The sequence below is a fragment of the Lysinibacillus sp. NPDC047702 genome (assembly GCF_050272555.1).
Classification (GTDB): domain Bacteria; phylum Bacillota; class Bacilli; order Bacillales_A; family Planococcaceae; genus Lysinibacillus.
The window spans coordinates 45,500-62,174 of sequence record NZ_JBNNMG010000016.1 but is presented as its reverse complement, the minus strand read 5'-3'; the positions used below and the strand labels follow the sequence as shown (position 1 = coordinate 62,174).

Annotated in this window: 14 protein-coding genes; 3 read left to right on the top strand and 11 right to left on the bottom strand. The window is 38.0% G+C overall.

What is annotated here, in order from left to right; translation table 11 throughout:
- Positions 1-9: 9 nt before the first annotated feature.
- Positions 10-660: an acetoin utilization AcuB family protein gene (locus ACQKIM_RS10455; protein ID WP_427543043.1), complete on the top strand. Its 651-nt coding sequence runs from the start codon at positions 10-12 to the stop codon at positions 658-660.
- A complete protein-coding gene (locus ACQKIM_RS10450; RefSeq protein WP_427543039.1) occupies positions 657-1,817 on the top strand; it encodes an acetoin utilization protein AcuC in 1,161 nt (386 codons plus the stop codon). Before ACQKIM_RS10455 ends, ACQKIM_RS10450 begins: the two co-directional genes overlap by 4 nt.
- A 203-nt stretch (positions 1,818-2,020) precedes the next feature.
- Here ACQKIM_RS10450 and ccpA read toward each other — a convergent pair whose 3' ends face one another.
- Both ccpA and ACQKIM_RS10440 read right to left on the bottom strand, forming a co-directional pair.
- On the bottom strand, positions 2,021-3,025 hold the full coding sequence (gene ccpA / locus ACQKIM_RS10445) for a catabolite control protein A (protein WP_427543036.1): 1,005 nt from the start codon (positions 3,023-3,025) through the stop codon (positions 2,021-2,023).
- Positions 3,026-3,207: 182 nt separating this feature from the next.
- On the bottom strand, positions 3,208-4,293 hold the full coding sequence (locus ACQKIM_RS10440; RefSeq protein WP_427543033.1) for a bifunctional 3-deoxy-7-phosphoheptulonate synthase/chorismate mutase: 1,086 nt from the start codon (positions 4,291-4,293) through the stop codon (positions 3,208-3,210).
- 173 nt (positions 4,294-4,466) lie between these two features.
- On the opposite strand from ACQKIM_RS10440, the gene ACQKIM_RS10435 reads away from it, so the two are divergent.
- Positions 4,467-6,620: a cell division FtsA domain-containing protein gene (locus tag ACQKIM_RS10435; protein WP_427543030.1), complete on the top strand. Its 2,154-nt coding sequence runs from the start codon at positions 4,467-4,469 to the stop codon at positions 6,618-6,620.
- Positions 6,621-6,678: 58 nt separating this feature from the next.
- Here ACQKIM_RS10435 and ACQKIM_RS10430 read toward each other — a convergent pair whose 3' ends face one another.
- The 9 genes from ACQKIM_RS10430 to ACQKIM_RS10390 all read right to left on the bottom strand — a co-directional run bounded on the left by ACQKIM_RS10430 (position 6,679) and on the right by ACQKIM_RS10390 (position 16,613).
- Positions 6,679-7,179, bottom strand: coding sequence for a YtxH domain-containing protein (locus ACQKIM_RS10430; RefSeq protein ID WP_427543027.1), 501 nt, complete (start codon positions 7,177-7,179; stop codon positions 6,679-6,681).
- 130 nt (positions 7,180-7,309) lie between these two features.
- Positions 7,310-7,816: a DUF948 domain-containing protein gene (locus ACQKIM_RS10425; protein ID WP_427543024.1), complete on the bottom strand. Its 507-nt coding sequence runs from the start codon at positions 7,814-7,816 to the stop codon at positions 7,310-7,312.
- A gap of 111 nt (positions 7,817-7,927) precedes the next feature.
- Positions 7,928-9,241, bottom strand: coding sequence for a UDP-N-acetylmuramate--L-alanine ligase (gene murC / locus ACQKIM_RS10420; RefSeq protein WP_427543021.1), 1,314 nt, complete (start codon positions 9,239-9,241; stop codon positions 7,928-7,930).
- A gap of 229 nt (positions 9,242-9,470) precedes the next feature.
- Positions 9,471-12,566 (bottom strand): DNA translocase FtsK, encoded by a 3,096-nt coding sequence (locus ACQKIM_RS10415; protein ID WP_427543018.1) that lies wholly within the window; start codon positions 12,564-12,566, stop codon positions 9,471-9,473.
- A gap of 188 nt (positions 12,567-12,754) precedes the next feature.
- The gene (gene ytpR / locus ACQKIM_RS10410; RefSeq protein WP_427543015.1) at positions 12,755-13,369 is read right to left on the bottom strand and encodes a YtpR family tRNA-binding protein; all 615 of its coding nucleotides are present in this window, start codon (positions 13,367-13,369) and stop codon (positions 12,755-12,757) included.
- The gene (locus ACQKIM_RS10405) at positions 13,366-14,190 is read right to left on the bottom strand and encodes a DUF1444 domain-containing protein (RefSeq protein ID WP_427543012.1); all 825 of its coding nucleotides are present in this window, start codon (positions 14,188-14,190) and stop codon (positions 13,366-13,368) included. Before ACQKIM_RS10405 ends, ytpR begins: the two co-directional genes overlap by 4 nt.
- A 148-nt stretch (positions 14,191-14,338) precedes the next feature.
- Positions 14,339-14,857 carry a hypothetical protein gene (locus tag ACQKIM_RS10400; protein WP_427543009.1) on the bottom strand — a complete coding sequence of 173 codons (519 nt, stop codon included), beginning with the start codon at positions 14,855-14,857 and terminating at the stop codon, positions 14,339-14,341.
- Between the two features lie 95 nt (positions 14,858-14,952).
- Complete coding sequence (locus ACQKIM_RS10395; RefSeq protein ID WP_427543006.1) at positions 14,953-15,474, bottom strand: DUF84 family protein; 522 nt, start codon at positions 15,472-15,474, stop codon at positions 14,953-14,955.
- Positions 15,475-15,536: 62 nt separating this feature from the next.
- Positions 15,537-16,613 (bottom strand): M42 family metallopeptidase, encoded by a 1,077-nt coding sequence (locus ACQKIM_RS10390; protein ID WP_427543003.1) that lies wholly within the window; start codon positions 16,611-16,613, stop codon positions 15,537-15,539.
- Positions 16,614-16,675: the final 62 nt, after the last annotated feature.

Here is a 16,675-nt window from a genome sequence, read left to right as displayed (position 1 = left end):
GATGCGTATATGATCGTAGAAGAAATCATGAATGATGAGCCTTACACGCTGGCTCCAACAAATACAGTGCTTGAAGCGCTAAAGTTAATGCGTGAGAAAAAAGTACGACATTTACCAGTTGTAGATGAAGAACGGCATGTTCTTGGTGTCATCACAGAACGAGACATTAAAGAAGCACTTCCTTCTTCACTGCAGGATGAACCAAATTCTCCTGTATTTAATGCAAAAGTAGAAGAAGTAATGATTAAAAATCCATTAGTTGGTCATCCGCTTGATTTTGTTGAAGAGGTAGCCCTTACATTTTACGAATCTAAAGTAGGCTGCTTGCCAATTGTCTCTGGCGGCAAGCTTGTTGGCATCGTCACAACTACTGATTTGCTCTATACTTATATTGAATTGACTGGTGCCACTGAGCCTGGCTCAAAAATTGAAATACGTGTAACTGACACACCAGGAATCTTATTTGAAATCACAAAAATATTCCACGAACATCATGCAAATGTCCAAAGCGTCTTAGTTTATCCTGACTCTGAAAATACACAAAATAAAATTTTGAGTGTCCGAGTGAAAACACTGAATCCATTAGCGATGATAGAAGATCTTCGTAAAGAGGGCTTCGATGTACTATGGCCTAATTTACCGGGTGTTTCGTTACAATGAAAAAGGCAGTATTTATTTACTCACCAGAGCAGCTCGGATATAAATTTTCAGATACTCACCCTTTTAATCATAAACGCTTGACGCTTACAATGGATTTGCTAAAAAATATTGACGCTCTAGACGATGTGGATGTTGTCCCAGCTCGTGTAGCAACAGATGAAGAATTATTACTAGCACATGATCCCAAATATGTAGATATCGTCAAAAAAGCAGGTCATGGTGAACTTTCCGATGCACAAGGAGAAAGCTATGGCATTGGCACTGAGGATACACCCATTTTCGAGAATATGCATGAAGCAAGTGCACAGCTTGTAGGAGGAACGCTAACAGCTGTCGATTATGTTATGGAAGGAAAAGCCGAGCATGCCCTCAATCTAGGTGGAGGACTACATCATGGCTTCCGTGGTCGTGCATCAGGTTTTTGTATTTATAATGATAGTACTGTGGCTATCCGCTATTTGCAGGAAAAATATAATGCTCGTGTGCTGTATGTAGATACCGATGCACATCATGGGGATGGTGTACAATGGAGCTTTTATGAAGATCCAGATGTTTGTACATTGTCTATCCATGAAACAGGGCGTTACCTTTTCCCTGGAACTGGTAATATTACTGAACGAGGAAATGGACAGGGCTATGGCACTTCTTTTAATTTTCCTATTGATGCTTTTACAGAGGATGAGAGTTTCCTAGAAATCTATGAAAAATCCATGAGGGAAATTTTTGAATTTTTCAAGCCTGATGTTGTGCTAACGCAAAATGGCGCTGATGCACACTATTTTGATCCATTAACACATTTATATGGTACTATGAATCTCTACAGAGAAATCCCAAAACTTGCCCATCAATTGGCACATGAATATTGTGATGGCAAATGGATTGCCGTTGGTGGTGGTGGCTACGATATTTGGCGTGTTGTACCGCGCGCGTGGTCTATGCTATGGCTAGAAATGACAGATCAGCAAATGCCAACTGGACCTCTTCCACAAGCATGGTTAGATCGGTGGCAGCCTGAAGCGCCTGTACCATTTATTCCAACTTGGGAGGATCCGAATCCCTTGTATGAGCCAATTCCTCGAAAGGCAGAAATTGAAGAAAAAAATGCGCAAATGTTAGCTAAAGCGCTACATATTATTCGTAATGAAAAACGTGTTTAACTTTTTATGCGCCTCACGACTACTCGTGAGGCTTTTTTATTGGTTTGATGACAGCTATCTCTATCCATCACTTTGAGGTTGCTATCCTCAATTGTAGTAGTCCTATCCATCGTTTTAAGATTGCTATCCGTTACATCGGAAGTTCTATCCTTCACTCCAACAAAAAACACGCAAATCCTCAATGAGACCTACGTGTTTCTTAATTATTTACTTTTGACTGATTGTCGATGCTCAATACGGTGAGGTAAGATTACCGCTTCATCTTCAACCGGCTCTTTATTCATTAGTTTTGTTAGTAGGCGCATAGCAACTGCTCCAATATCATAAAGCGGCAGCGCAACACTTGTTAGCTGTGGGCGAACCATTCGTGCTAATTTTGAATTTTCAAAGCTAATTACTTCGATATCCTCAGGCACACCTTTTCCTGCGTCTTGTGCACCATGAATCAGTCCAATTGCTAATTCATCACTGCCAGCAAAATATGCAGTTGGGGGGTTTTCCAGTGAGGATAATATTTCCCAAGCCTCTAGACCCATATCATAGCTTGATTCCTCTGCAGCAATTAGTGATTCATCTAAGGGTAAGCCAGCATCATGTAAAGCCTTTCTATAAGCCTCAAGCTTAAATTTCCCATTAATCGTATAAGTAAGTGGACCTGTTACAAAAGCAATTCGCTTATGTCCATTTTGAATAAGTATTGTGATGGCCTCATAAGCCGCCTGGTAATAGTCAATATTAACCGTTGCAATGGTTTGTGATTCATCTACTGAACCTGCAAGCACAATTGGTACTGGTGAATGGTCCATTGTTTGTTGCATTTTTTCAGTCACTTCATCACTCATCATGACAATCCCATCGACCTGTTTGCCCAACATTGTATCCAGTAACTGTAGCTCTTTATCTTCATGTTGATCCGAGTTAGCTAAAATAATATTGTAACGGTACATGGTTGCAATATCCTCTACACCACGTGCCAGCTCCGCATAAACATTGTTTGCAATATCTGGGATAATCACGCCAACTGTTGTTGTTTTCTTACTTGCTAATCCTCGCGCTACTGCGTTTGGACGATATTCTAATCGTTCAATTACTTCTAATACTTTTTTTCGTGTTGCCGGTTTTACGTTTTGATTGCCATTGACTACACGAGAGACCGTCGCCATCGAAACATTTGCTTCTCTTGCAACATCATAAATTGTAACAGTCATCGTACGTGCCTCCCTTTTTCCTTTTATAGCCTTATCATACGATAATTTTCATATTCTTTTCAAGAAGAAGTACGTACACGATAAGAAAAACCAAGTTCAAATAGTACTATTCTAGACATTATTTTGTCACGATATAGTAAAAACCGCCTGCTAATTTAGCAAGCGGTATATTTTAAAACTATTTAAGCATGAATTTCATGATTTTTCATGAATTTTTGCAACGTTTCATAGAATGCGTCAAATGTAGGGATATCCATTTGCTGCTGTGAGTCAGAAAGTGCTACAGATGGATCTGGATGCACTTCAGCCATTACGCCATCAGCGCCAATTGCAATAGCTGCTTTCGCACATGGTAATAATAAATCACGACGTCCTGTTGAATGTGTTACATCTACGAATACTGGTAAGTGTGTTTCTTGTTTTAAAACTGGTACAGCTGAAATATCTAATGTATTACGTGTTGCTTTTTCGTAAGTACGGATACCACGCTCACAAAGGATAATGTTTTCATTTCCTTTAGACATAATGTATTCTGCTGCGTGAATGAACTCATCGATAGTTGCTGCTAAGCCTCGTTTTAATAGGACAGGTTTGTTTGTTGCACCTGCTGCTTTTAATAACTCGAAGTTTTGCATATTACGTGCACCAATTTGGATAACATCAATATAATCCAATGCTTCTTCTAAATGACCTGGTGTAACAATTTCTGTAATAACACCTAAACCATATTCCTCTGACACACGCTTTAATATTTTAAGGCCTTCTAATCCGAGACCCTGGAAATCATATGGTGAAGTACGTGGCTTGTATGCACCACCACGAATTAATTTCTCACCTTTTGCTTTAATAGATGCTGCTACCGCTGCAACTTGCTCGTATGATTCAACTGCACAAGGACCAAATACGAAAGATGGCTTTCCTTGTCCAATTAACTCACCATTGATATCGATCACTGTATCTTCTGATTTTTTCTTACGAGATACAAGCAATTCCTTCTTCTTATCCGCTTCAAGTTGTTTTAAAGCAGTTTTAAAGATTTGCTTAAATATATAATCAACCGTCATTTGGTTTAATGGACCCTGATTGTTTTCCTTAATAAGATCAAGCATGTGTCTTTCACGTAGTGGATCATAGCGATTCACACCTTGCTTTTCTTTAATCTTACCGATTTCATTAACTACAGTTGCACGTTCGTTAATTAGACGAAGAATTTCTAAGTTTAAGCCGTCTATTTGACTACGTAAGCTTTCTAAATCTTTTTGGCTCATGCTTTCTTGCCCCTCTCCTCATGACAGACACTTTCAGAACTCTGAAATGTATGTTACATTTTTAGATATTAGCATTATTATAATCAATGTTGTTCAGAATGTCACGCATTTTTAATTTAGCGCTTCAACTCGCTAAATTATTTTACAATATTACAAGAAAGGAAGCGATTACATTGAGTTCAAAACTATTTGCACTTGATATTGGAACACGTTCTGTTGTTGGCATAATCTTAACTGAAAATAATGACCATTTTCATGTCGAAGATATTTTAGTGAAAGAACATAAAGAACGTGCTATGGTCGATGGTCAAATACATAATGTCATGTATGTGGCAGATTTAATCAAAGAAATTAAACATGAGCTTGAAGATAAGCATGGCAGCTTAACGAAGGTAAGTGTAGCTGCAGCTGGTCGCTCATTGAAAACAGAACAAGCGAGTGTAACCATCAATATACGAAATCGTCCAATTTTTACAGAAGAGGATATAAGCCGATTAGAGCTACAAGCTGTACAACAAGCACAACAGCAACTCTTACAACAGAAAGAGGATGCAAAAATAAGCCACTACTATTGTGTAGGCTATTCGGTTTTATATTATCGATTAGATGGTGAAGAAATTGGTAGCTTGCTTGATCAGCAAGGGGATGAGGCGCAAATTGAGGTGATTGCCACGTTTCTACCTCGAGTGGTTGTAGAATCTCTTATTGCTGCATTGAAACGTGCTGATTTAGAAATGGACGCACTCACTTTGGAGCCAATCGCTGCCATTAATGTGCTTATTCCACCGACAATGCGCCGTTTAAATGTGGCACTTGTTGATATCGGTGCAGGGACATCTGATATTGCCATCACTGATAAAAGCACGGTTGTTGCCTATGGGATGGTGCCTACGGCTGGAGATGAAATTACTGAGGCATTGAGTGATCATTATTTACTCGACTTCCCAGTGGCTGAAAAAGCAAAAAGGCAATTGCAAACAGAAGAAGAAATTTTAATTCAGGATATATTAGGCTTTGATCAGTATTTCTCAAAAGAAGTGGTTCTTAAAGCAATTGATTCTGCTGTCAAACAACTTGCTAAGGCCATTGGGGAAGAAATATTACGTCTTAATAATCGTACTGCTCCTAAGGCCGTCATGCTTGTTGGCGGTGGAAGCTTAACACCAAACCTACCAACTGAACTTGGAGCAGTATTAGACTTACCAGCAAATCGAATTGCCGTTCGAGGAATAGATGCCATACAAAACCTGACGAAGGAAGAACATATTAAAGCATCACCCGAATTAGTGACACCAATAGGCATTGCCATTGCGGCAAAAAAAATGCCGATTCAATACATGAGCCTTACTGTTAATGATCAAGTGGTCCGTCTTTTTGAATTAAAAGAAATGACAGTTGCTGATGCTTTTTTAGCAGCAAATATTCGTGCAAAACAATTATATGGAAAACCAGGGCTTGGATTGTCAGTTAGCGTGAATGGACAAGATATTTTCATCCCTGGTGGTCACGGTCAGCCTGCGGAAATTTTAGTAAATGGACAACAAGCCTCTACTAAAACGATGATTAAAACAGGAGACGCCATCCAACTAATTGAAGGTCAAGACGGTCAACCTGCAATAGCAACCGTAAGGGATATTGTTGACAATGCAGCTATCAAAACAATACTCATTCAACATACAAAATATGTTATTGAACCTAAAATTACAATTAATGGTTCTCCTGCCTCTCTCGATAGTGCTTTAAATGATCGAGATATTGTTGCTTTTGAAATCGCAGATACAGTTGAAGAAATATTTAAGCTTACAAATAATTGGGCCTTATTAAAGCAATTTGAATCCTTTTATATTCAAGTAGATGGAAAACCACTTTACCTACCTGAGTTTTCCGCACAGTTAATGATTAATGATAAGCCAGCTAAATTGTCATATGCAGTGCAGGATGAAGACATGATTACCTTTCAGCAGCAAACATTACCAACCGTACAACGAATAGCCGATCAAATGAATATATTATTAGAGGATAAAATCATCATTCATTTCCAGAACGAGGTGCTGGAGCTGAAAAAGATGGCCAATGAAATTCTCGTCAACAATAGTGTGGTTTCACCATTGTCAACGGTTCCAAATGGAGCGACAGTTTCATTTATGGAGAAGGATCGAAGTCGTTGGATTTACCAAGATGTCTTCCGTTTCTCTAACTGGCAGCTACCTACGACATTTAAAGGCAACTTTACAATATTACGAAATGGACAATCTGCTAGCTTTGACATGGAAATTTTCGGCGGCGATAAGTTAGAAATTTTATTGGAGGAGGCAATTATCTTCTAAAAAACAAAAAGGTATGATATGTCCTTTAAGGGATCGTATCATACCTTTTTTCTAAGCTTTAAGCGCGAACTTCTTCATTTTTTTCTTCGGCTTGTTCCTTTGTTTCAGCTGTCTCTTCTGCTTTAGGCTCTTCATTAGAAACATAATCCTCTAACGGTTCTTCACCCTCGAAAGAAACAGTGCCATCGTCAAAAACAGTTGGTGCTTTTGCAGTTTTTAACGTTTTTACTTTCTCTACTAATTGTGTAGATTGCTCTTGAATTTGTTTAGATAATTGAACCGTCTTATCTTTTGCTGTCGTTGAAAAATCCGCACTTTTATCTTTCAGGTTTACAGCTTGTACAGCTACATCGCTCCGTAAATCTTTTCCTGATTTTGGAGCTAGTAATAAGCCAGCAGCCGCACCAACTATACCCCCAACTAATGCGCCAATAACAAAATCTTTCATGTTCACACGCTCCTCTTCATAAATAGACTCTTGCGGATGATAAAGCTGCGGTAATGAACTTTCAAGCTGTTGTTCCTTCACTTCATTAAAATTTGGCTTTTGAGTTGTCATGCAACAATTCCTCCCATCTTATATTCAAGTGCCTAGACTGGTTGTCCATCTACTTTTGTTGATGCATCTTCAACTTATGTCTAAGGCTTTATTTTTATTCAGATGACACGAAATGTCTACTGAATAATAATCACTTTTTACGACCCCATTTTCTTTTTGGCTTTTCTGATTGCTCGGCCTCAAAAACATAACTGTCTTCTGAAACCAACTCTTGAGCCTGATCAATTACTTTACGCTTCTTCCATTTATCAGCAATACCCATTGCAACATTACTCCATTGAACAACCTGTGCGATTTTTTCCTCATTTTGTTCTACACTTTTTGAAATAGAGGAAGTAATATGCTGTACAGACGTATTTAAACCGTTCACTGAGTCACCAATTCCTTTGACTGCATGAACAACAGAATTTAACTGTTCTGATTTTTGCTGAATATCCTCTGCCAAACTATTCGTTTTGGTTAATAAGGAAGTTGTTTCACGTGTAATTCCTTCCATTTGTCCTTCAATACCCGATAAAGTTCCTGCTAAGCTGTTTAAAATGGATTTTAGCGAGAATAATGTCATTCCGACACTCACACATAAAATTAAAAAACCGATTGCTGCTATAATCGCTGCAATATACAAAATTACTTCCATAAAATGACCTCCTGCTAGTAAAATTCTCTTTACTATTACTTTCCCTATCTTCGACAAAAAAAACTGAATTCCTTCTCAATTTTTGAGAAAAAACAGCTTATTCCTTACGGACTAAGCTGTTTCGTTGTTTTTTAACACAGTTTCAAAAGCATCTTGGAATTTATGAACATCGCCTGCGCCCATAAATAAAAATACTGCGCCCTCATGCTTTGTTAAAACTTCAATTCCTTCAGTGGTAATCACTGCACTGCCTTCAATTAACGACGCCAAATCATGGATTGATAGAGCACCTTGTGTTTCCCTTGCAGAACCAAATATATCACATAAGTATGCTGTATCTGCAAGACTTAGACTATCCGCAAAATCCTGTAAAAAAGCTTGTGTACGTGTAAATGTATGTGGTTGGAAAACAGCTACTAGCTCACGCTCTGGGAATTTTTGACGTGCTGATTGAATCGTTGCACGAATTTCAGTTGGATGGTGGGCATAGTCATCTATTAAAACATTATTGCCAATATCCGTTTCTGTAAAACGTCTTTTTACACCTTTATAACTATTTAAACGTTCCTGGATAATGTCTGGTGAGATACCTTCATACTGACAAAGTGTAATAACAGCTAATGTATTTAAAACTGCATGATCCCCAAACAATGGGATAAAGAATGTACTGTAAAATTCATTGCGCACAAAAACATCAAATTTAGTTCCCTCTGTTGTTTTATCAACATTACGTGCCTCAAAATCATTCTCTGCTCCAAAGCCATAATAAACAACTGGTACCTTTGCTTGAATACGTTGTAAGTGTTCATCATCACCACAAGCAATAATTGCTTTTTTTACCTGTAAAGCTAATGATTGAAAGGCAGAATAAACATCCTCAATATTAGCGAAATAATCTGGATGGTCAAAATCGATATTAGTCATCACAGCATAATCAGGATTATATGCTAAGAAGTGACGGCGGTATTCACATGCTTCCATCACAAAGAAGTCGGCATTTTCATGTCCGGCTCCTGTTCCATCACCGATTAAATATGAAGTTGGTTTATATCCTCCAACAACATGTGACATTAAGCCAGTTGTAGAAGTTTTACCATGTGCACCTGTAATGGCAATTGATGTATAATTTCCGATGTATTCTCCTAGGAACTTATGATAGCGTATAATCTCTACACCAATTTCTCGTGCACGCACTAACTCCGGATGGTCATCAGGGAAAGCATTTCCTGCAATAACTGTCATACCTTCTTTAATATTCTCTGAATTAAATGTAAAAATTGGAATATTTCGATCACGTAACGGCTGTTCTGTGAAGAAATATTTATCAACATCTGAGCCCTGTATTTGTTCACCAGCATCAAATAAGATTTGTGCAAGTGAACTCATGCCAGAACCTTTAATGCCTGTGAAATGAAAAACTGTCATTAATTAAACCCCCCGGGAATATCAATATCCCATCTATCATCTATTAAGTGTACCGTATTATTTCACCAATTATTAGGTATTAATACCTTTAAACGTGCTAAAAAATACGTACTTGTCATCACATCTTGTCTATTATAGCACTATTTATGCACAAGGATAAATGTGTAACTTTTCTAAAAATACTAATTTCGACGTAAATCAGATAATCTATACGAAATCCATGCAATTCTTATTCAAACATAGTAATTAAATCTTCTTCTGTAATATAACTTTCACGTGGTTTGCTGCCTCTAGCCTCGGATACAAAGCCATGAGATTCTAACATATCAATTAAACGGGCAGCACGATTATAGCCAATGTGGTATTTACGCTGAATAAGGGACGTAGAAGCTCCTCCCTGTTCAAACACAAATCGGCAAACTTCCTCAAATAAATCATCCTGCTCTGCAGAAATCTCCGTTTTCTTCAAAAGCTCCTCCTGATCAAAAATATAATCAGGCTCACCTTGCTCACGGACGTGTTCTATAATCGACTCGATTTCATCATCAGTCACAAATGTTCCCTGTAATCGTACCGGTGCAGACATACCGTTCCCTAAATATAACATATCGCCTCGTCCAAGTAATCTTTCCGCTCCTTGCCCATCTAAAATCGTACGAGAATCTATTTGTGAAGATACTGCAAAGGCAATACGTGTAGGAATATTTGATTTAATAAGCCCTGTAATCACGTCGACGGACGGTCTTTGTGTCGCAACAATTAAATGGATACCACATGCACGTGCCTTTTGTGCAATACGACAAATTGCTTCCTCAACATCTGCTGGAGACATCATCATTAAATCAGCCAACTCGTCAATGACTATAAGCATATAAGGTAATTTAAGGCTATGTTCATTATTTTTATCTGCTAATGCATTGTAACGTGTAATATCACGCGCACCTGCATGAGCAAATAGTTGATAACGCCGCTCCATCTCCTCCACTGCCCATTTTAATGCAGCTGTAGCAGCCTTAACATCAGTAATAACAGGGCTAACTAGATGAGGAATATGATTAAACGGTGCCAACTCGACCATTTTAGGGTCAATTAGCATTAGCTTTAATTCATGTGGAGCAGCTTTATATAACAAACTAACCAAAATCGAATTTATACAAACTGATTTTCCTGAGCCGGTTGCCCCTGCAATTAAACCATGAGGCATTTTACGTAAATCAATGGTTACAGGTTTCCCAGTTAAATCCAGCCCCAAAGCAGCCTCTAGTGGTGATTCTGATTCAAGGAAAGAGGCACTATTTGTTACTTCTGATAATCGAACAGCACGAGATACACGGTTCGGAATCTCAATCCCAATTGAACTCTTTCCAGGAATAGGCGCTTGGATACGGATATCTTTCGCCGCTAATGCGAGCTTTAAATCATCTGCCAAATTACGGATTTTACTAACCTTTGTGCCATGACTCACTGTTATTTCAAATTGTGTGACGGCAGGTCCTTGCATGATGGATTCGATTTGAGCGGACACTTGGAAATAAGAAAGTGCTTCAACTAAAGTATCTCCCTGCTGCTCCATCCACTCTGTATCCTGTGTTTTTTCCTCAGGTAGCTCTAAATATTCATCCGTTGGCTTTTGATACACATGAACAGGCTTTGGAGGATTTTCCTTCTCTTGTCCTTCGAGAGTTTCATTTGAAGACTGCTCTTGATCATCCGCTTCAACAGGCTCTTCCTTTAGTAGCAACTCAACATTTTCACTGTGATACTCATGTTCAGTGATGGATGTTGCCTCCAAATCAGTAGTTGCTGAAATTTCATGACGGCTATCTATTTCGATAGCTGTTTTTTCTAAGGTCGATACGCTGGACACTGTTGCTACTGGTGACATTGTAATAACAGAGACACTATCTGATGAAGCATTGATTGGAGAATTTTGAATAGATGACTCATTTTTCTCCACCTGTTGAGATGTTACTTCTTCTTCCTCTAGCTCTAATCCAATAATCTGAGTAGAAACTGCATCTTTTATTTCTTCTTGTATGAATGGTATCAATGGATGTTCATCATCTAAAACTATCGTTTCAGAAGATTCCTTTTGCTCATCTTGTTTTTTTTCAACTACCGTAGATGGCTTTATATTTTTGGATTGTTGTTGAATTCGCCATTTCTCTTTATCCGTTTTTAACATTAATACATTAAAAGGAATACGACTTCTATCTTGCTTAGGGATAGCGTCAAATGATTGACCTTCTAACATTTCCTGCCCAATAACTTCATTTACTGCCGGTTGAACTACTGTTACCTCACCTATATGAATTGTAGAATTTTCAATTTGAACCTGCTCCACAATGACTTCTTTTACATGAATTTCTGATTGGTCCGCAGTAAGTTGCTCGACATCCAATTCATGCTGAACGGCTTCTTTTACTTGATCTTCGAAGGCAACAGCAAAAGAGGTTGTTTGCGGAAGGGGCAATTCTGCTTTCACCACTTCGTTTGGATCGCTTATTTCTTGTGAAAAATCCTCATCAAACGTAATCGGTTGCTTCGTTGATGTTTCAAAGGTATCTGGCATTTCAAATCGTTCAGAGACATCTTGCTGAACTGGGCGAATTGGCTCTTTTTCTTCTAGTATATTTTCGAAAGCCTGATTTGTTGTCGTTTCTTTTAAAACCTTAGGTTCTGCAGGAATTGAAAACTCCTTTTTATCGAGTTCTTCCTTGCGTTTATCCAATAATTGTTCGATAGGACTAGGCTTTGCAAAACCATAAACCGGCGATGGTACATCACTCGGCACAAAACGTTTTCGATTAGCAGGCATACTATTTTCTACCGTTCTTTCAGGTGAAATATTATTCTCTTTTGGTTTAGGTATTGGCTGTTCATTTTGTGCATCTCGAAAAACAAGACTTGCTTTTGAGCGGTATCCCTCTTCAGGCTGACTTTTTGTAATGGTAGTTCTGCCAGTCCGCTTTGAACGATTAGCCAATAATTCCCGAATGCCAGAAACCTCCACATCATAAACACTTGAATCAACAATATGATTATTTAAATGCTTTGGCAATGATAAGTCTTCGATTTGTCCATAATAATCATCTTCCATTTGATTAAATGCTTCTTTTGGTTGTGGTGTTGATGTTGGTGAAGGTGACGTTTCCATATCCTCAATTAACGGGAAACGAAAAGTTTTTGGTTTTGATGCAGGTGCTTCCTTCACATGCTGTTCAGTCTGTTCATCATAGTTTTCATACATTTCTTCATACTCATATTCGTATTCACTGTCTTCTTTATTTATAAATTTATTAATTTGTTTTTTAAACCAATTCACTCTGTTTCACTCATTTCTCATACACTTCATTTATAGCATCGTCTATGTAAACTAACACAATGTCTATATCAAAAAGCATACCATAAAAGTGGTATAGAAACTTGTATTTAGAGGCTCTCCATACAAAAAAATCGTTATGCTGCCAGCATTTTTAGCAGCAAAACGATTTTACGAATATATCTTTTATTTTAACGTGTCGGTGCTTCAAATGCACTACCAATTGTTGCATCTTCTGGCAACACTAAAATCCCTTTTTCTGAAGGGGCATTTGGTATAGCAAGTTCGCGCGCTGAGCACAGCATTCCATGTGAATCCACACCACGTAAATTCCCTTCTTTAATAAGCATTCCAGAAGGCATCACTGCACCAATTTTTGCGACCACAACCTTCTGACCTGCTTCCACGTTCGGTGCTCCACAGACAATTTGTAATGTCTCCTCACCTACATTTACAGTACAAACGCTTAATTTGTCAGCATTTGGATGTTTGTCCTTTGTTTCTACAAGACCCACTACAAATCTTGGCGTAAAATCTACATCTAAGCTAATAGCAGCCCCATTTTTAGTAATAGCAGCTTCTATCTGTGCTACTAATTCAGGTGTTACTTCAACAAGACCCTTAGCATCTGTTTGTACGTAGCTGCTTGCATTAAATAAGTTAAATGCCTTTATTTCGCCTGTTTGGGCTTCTTTTAAAATAGCAATATCACCAGCACGCTCTACTTCTGTTTTTACAATTGCCTCCGTTGCTAACTGGACTAACAATACATCGCCAACATGCTCTTTGTTATAAAATACGTTCATTGTTTTTCTTGCTCCTTTTTCACTCTGTTTTTTGCTAATATAAAAATTGGTTCTAGTTCCCCATCTTCATAGACAAAAGATAATGAGGTAATCGGGACAGTTCCGACAGTAAAGAAATGCATTGTCATCTGTGCTAATACATCATACCCTGTTTCATTCCGAATATCACCTATAATTAGGACATCCTGATGTGGCACAGATAATGTCATATCCCCCTCAATTTTCGTGCTCATTTCTATTAAAAAGCTCTCATTTAAGATGCGACTTGCATCATACCCATCATTGGCATTGACAAAATAAAAAATATTTCCTGCCACTTCATCTTTCTTATAAACAGTCGGTAGTGTCTTCACAGAAAAACGTGCCATTTCACGTATCTGTTCCTCAGTTAATTCTAATACCTCTAACATGGATACATCTAGAAAACGATAGGTTTTTCCTAAATCAAGCGCATAAAAAATACGTGTTTCAGCTGTATGCTCAGTAGTAATGAATGCATGTCCTTCTTTTGAAGCTTTGGGGTAGGATGTGGAGCGAATGACAGGATAAATTTGAGTAGTTGCTTGGAATCCTTGTACCTTTTCTTGCTCCATCGCCTGGAAGGTTTGCTCAATTGTATAAACAACTTCATCGATTGCAGCTTCCTGCTTTTCATTATACTTCGCTAAAATACCTGGAAGAGATAGTTCCATTCCTTTACCAGTTTTTTTATGGTTCAAGCGCAATTTATCATGCTTCTTATTAAATTCAAAATCGAATTTTTCTTCATTTAAACGTTGTTTTAATAGGGAGACAAGTTGCTCCGATTTAATCTGTTTCACCTTGCTCACATCCTTCTCTACATTTCATTTAGTGTAATTGCTATAGTTAAACAGATAATACCTTCTTGTTCCTTGCCTCTTAAGCTCTAGGAAATCGAAATGAAAACGGTTCACCTGTTTGTGAACCGTACTGTTCAAAACTATCCAATTATTTAATCTTAACCGAATGCACGATTTTCGTCATCTCTGATAAATTCTCTTCTATACTTTTTGCCTGAGAAATAGTTGTCATTTTTATACCACCACTGCTTACAATTAGCTCAAATTCATTCTCATTATCAGTTTTAGAAACAGCAGAGAAACCGAAAATGCCATTCTTTTCATAGGTATTTTCTTTAATAATTTCTCTCGAACTATCCTCTTTTAGCAGATTATAATAAAGTTTACTATCCGTGTCTTCACGGTCATTAATGAACAGAATAAAACTTTCTTTTCCCTTTGCTATTAATATATTATATGAATCTGAGCTATCTTCAACTTTAAAGTGAGAAGGTAAGTATAATTCTACATTCCCAATTTTATCTGTATGCTCCGCAGGCTCCTCTGCAAAAACTGTTTCTGTTATTTGAAGCCCATTGCTAATTTGGTCATCAACAGACTGATTGCAGCCAGAAAGTCCCAACAGCACAAGCATTAATCCTGCTGCACGTAGCCATGTATGAGACATGTCTCTCTTCCTTTCATTGCAAACTTTTTCTCTATTTTAAAAAAATTCTTGCAAAGTTGCAACTTCACTATTCCATTATCACTAATTCTCTCGAACTATTTATGTGCTAATGTGAACAAATATTGACCAATCAAAAGAGAGACAATATGTTCAAACATCACCTGGCGGCTTACTAACCCTTGTGTAAAAATACCCACCGCGCCTACACCCTGACGAATATCTCTTTGCTGAGTAAATTGCTCCATCACAGGACCTAATTCTCTACCTGCTCTTATTTCCTGGGCAATCGATTCTGGTAATAGTATTTGTGCACCAGCAGCCGTATAGGTTGTGCCATTTGCTACAACAAGGGCCCCCCAATTACAAACATACATTAAACCATCAATCTCTGTTACGCCGCCTTCTAAGCCAAATGATAATTGAGCACTAGTTTCAATCATTGCATTTTTAGCTCGATTGATTGCACCTAATCTTGTTTCTTCATGAGTCATAGGTTGATTAGACACTTGTGATGCAGCCTTAATATAAGTAAACGTTGGATTATCTAAATGTTTTCTAACAATTATTTCAACGGCTTCTATCTTTGCTTTGTTTGTTGTACCAATAGCGATATACATGTCTAAATACCTCTTTCTTTACATAGAAAAAGATGCCCTTTAAGGCATCTTTTCATCCTATATTATACATTAGCGCGGATCGTCTCTAATGTCGAACGATCTGCTTTTTTCACTAATTCTACAATTAGAGCCTTTGCAGCAGCATAGTCATCAATATGAATAATAGAAGCAGAAGTGTGAATATAACGTGAGCAAATACCAATAACTGCACTTGGCACTCCGTCATTTGCTGTGTGCACACGACCTGCATCTGTGCCTCCTTGTGACACAAAATACTGATACGGTATATGATTAGATTCAGCTGTATCTAAGATGAATTCACGCATTCCTCGATGAGTAACCATTGTACGGTCAAGAATACGTAATAAAGTCCCTTTACCTAATTGACCAAATTGATTTTTTTCTCCTGACATATCATTCGCTGGAGAAGCATCTAAGGCAAAGAATAAATCAGGTTTAATCATGTTTGCAGATACTTGAGCACCGCGTAAGCCAACTTCTTCCATTACGTTCGCCCCAGAATATAAATGGACTCCAAGTTTTTCATGTTGAACTTCCTTCATTAACTCGATTGCCAATCCACATCCATAGCGATTATCCCATGCCTTTGCCATAATTTTTTTTGGATTAGCCATTGGTGTAAATGGACAAATAGGAATAATTGATTGTCCTGGTCGAACACCTAGAGCAATCGCATCTTCTTTATTATCAGCACCAACATCTATTAGCATGTTTTTAATTTCCATTGGCTTTGAACGCTCAGCATCTGTTAATAGATGTGGTGGAATCGATGAAATTACACCAGGTATTGCTCCATTTTTCGTAAACACTTCAACGCGTTGTGCCAGCATTACCTGATTCCACCATCCGCCTAGCGTTTGAAAGCGAATCATGCCATTATCTGTAATCGACGTAACCATAAATGCTACTTCATCCATATGACCAGCAACCAATACTTTTGGTGCATCAGCAATTTCGCTATGCTTTACACCAAATATACCCCCTAAATTGTCCTGAACGATTTCATCCGAGTATTTTTCTAACTCAGTACGCATGAACGCACGAACAGCATGCTCGTTCCCAGGAGCACCTGGCAATTCTGTTAATGTTTTAAATAAATTCTTTGTTTCCTCATTCATGATGACTCTCTCCCCACGAAGTAGAATATTCTTCCTTGCCTATTGTATCATATTTATTTCCG

What these genes read in the sequence shown, in the direction of transcription:
- ACQKIM_RS10455 (WP_427543043.1), top strand. Translation starts at nt 10, where the DNA reads ATGATCGTAGAAGAAATCATGAATGATGAGCCTTACACGCTGGCTCCA.
- ACQKIM_RS10450 (WP_427543039.1), top strand. Translation starts at nt 657, where the DNA reads ATGAAAAAGGCAGTATTTATTTACTCACCAGAGCAGCTCGGATATAAA.
- ccpA (WP_427543036.1), bottom strand. Translation starts at nt 3,025, where the DNA reads ATGACTGTTACAATTTATGATGTTGCAAGAGAAGCAAATGTTTCGATG.
- ACQKIM_RS10440 (WP_427543033.1), bottom strand. Translation starts at nt 4,293, where the DNA reads ATGAGCCAAAAAGATTTAGAAAGCTTACGTAGTCAAATAGACGGCTTA.
- ACQKIM_RS10430 (WP_427543027.1), bottom strand. Translation starts at nt 7,179, where the DNA reads ATGACAACTCAAAAGCCAAATTTTAATGAAGTGAAGGAACAACAGCTT.
- ACQKIM_RS10425 (WP_427543024.1), bottom strand. Translation starts at nt 7,816, where the DNA reads ATGGAAGTAATTTTGTATATTGCAGCGATTATAGCAGCAATCGGTTTT.
- murC (WP_427543021.1), bottom strand. Translation starts at nt 9,241, where the DNA reads ATGACAGTTTTTCATTTCACAGGCATTAAAGGTTCTGGCATGAGTTCA.
- ytpR (WP_427543015.1), bottom strand. Translation starts at nt 13,369, where the DNA reads ATGAACGTATTTTATAACAAAGAGCATGTTGGCGATGTATTGTTAGTC.
- ACQKIM_RS10400 (WP_427543009.1), bottom strand. Translation starts at nt 14,857, where the DNA reads ATGTCTCATACATGGCTACGTGCAGCAGGATTAATGCTTGTGCTGTTG.
- ACQKIM_RS10395 (WP_427543006.1), bottom strand. Translation starts at nt 15,474, where the DNA reads ATGTATATCGCTATTGGTACAACAAACAAAGCAAAGATAGAAGCCGTT.
- ACQKIM_RS10390 (WP_427543003.1), bottom strand. Translation starts at nt 16,613, where the DNA reads ATGAATGAGGAAACAAAGAATTTATTTAAAACATTAACAGAATTGCCA.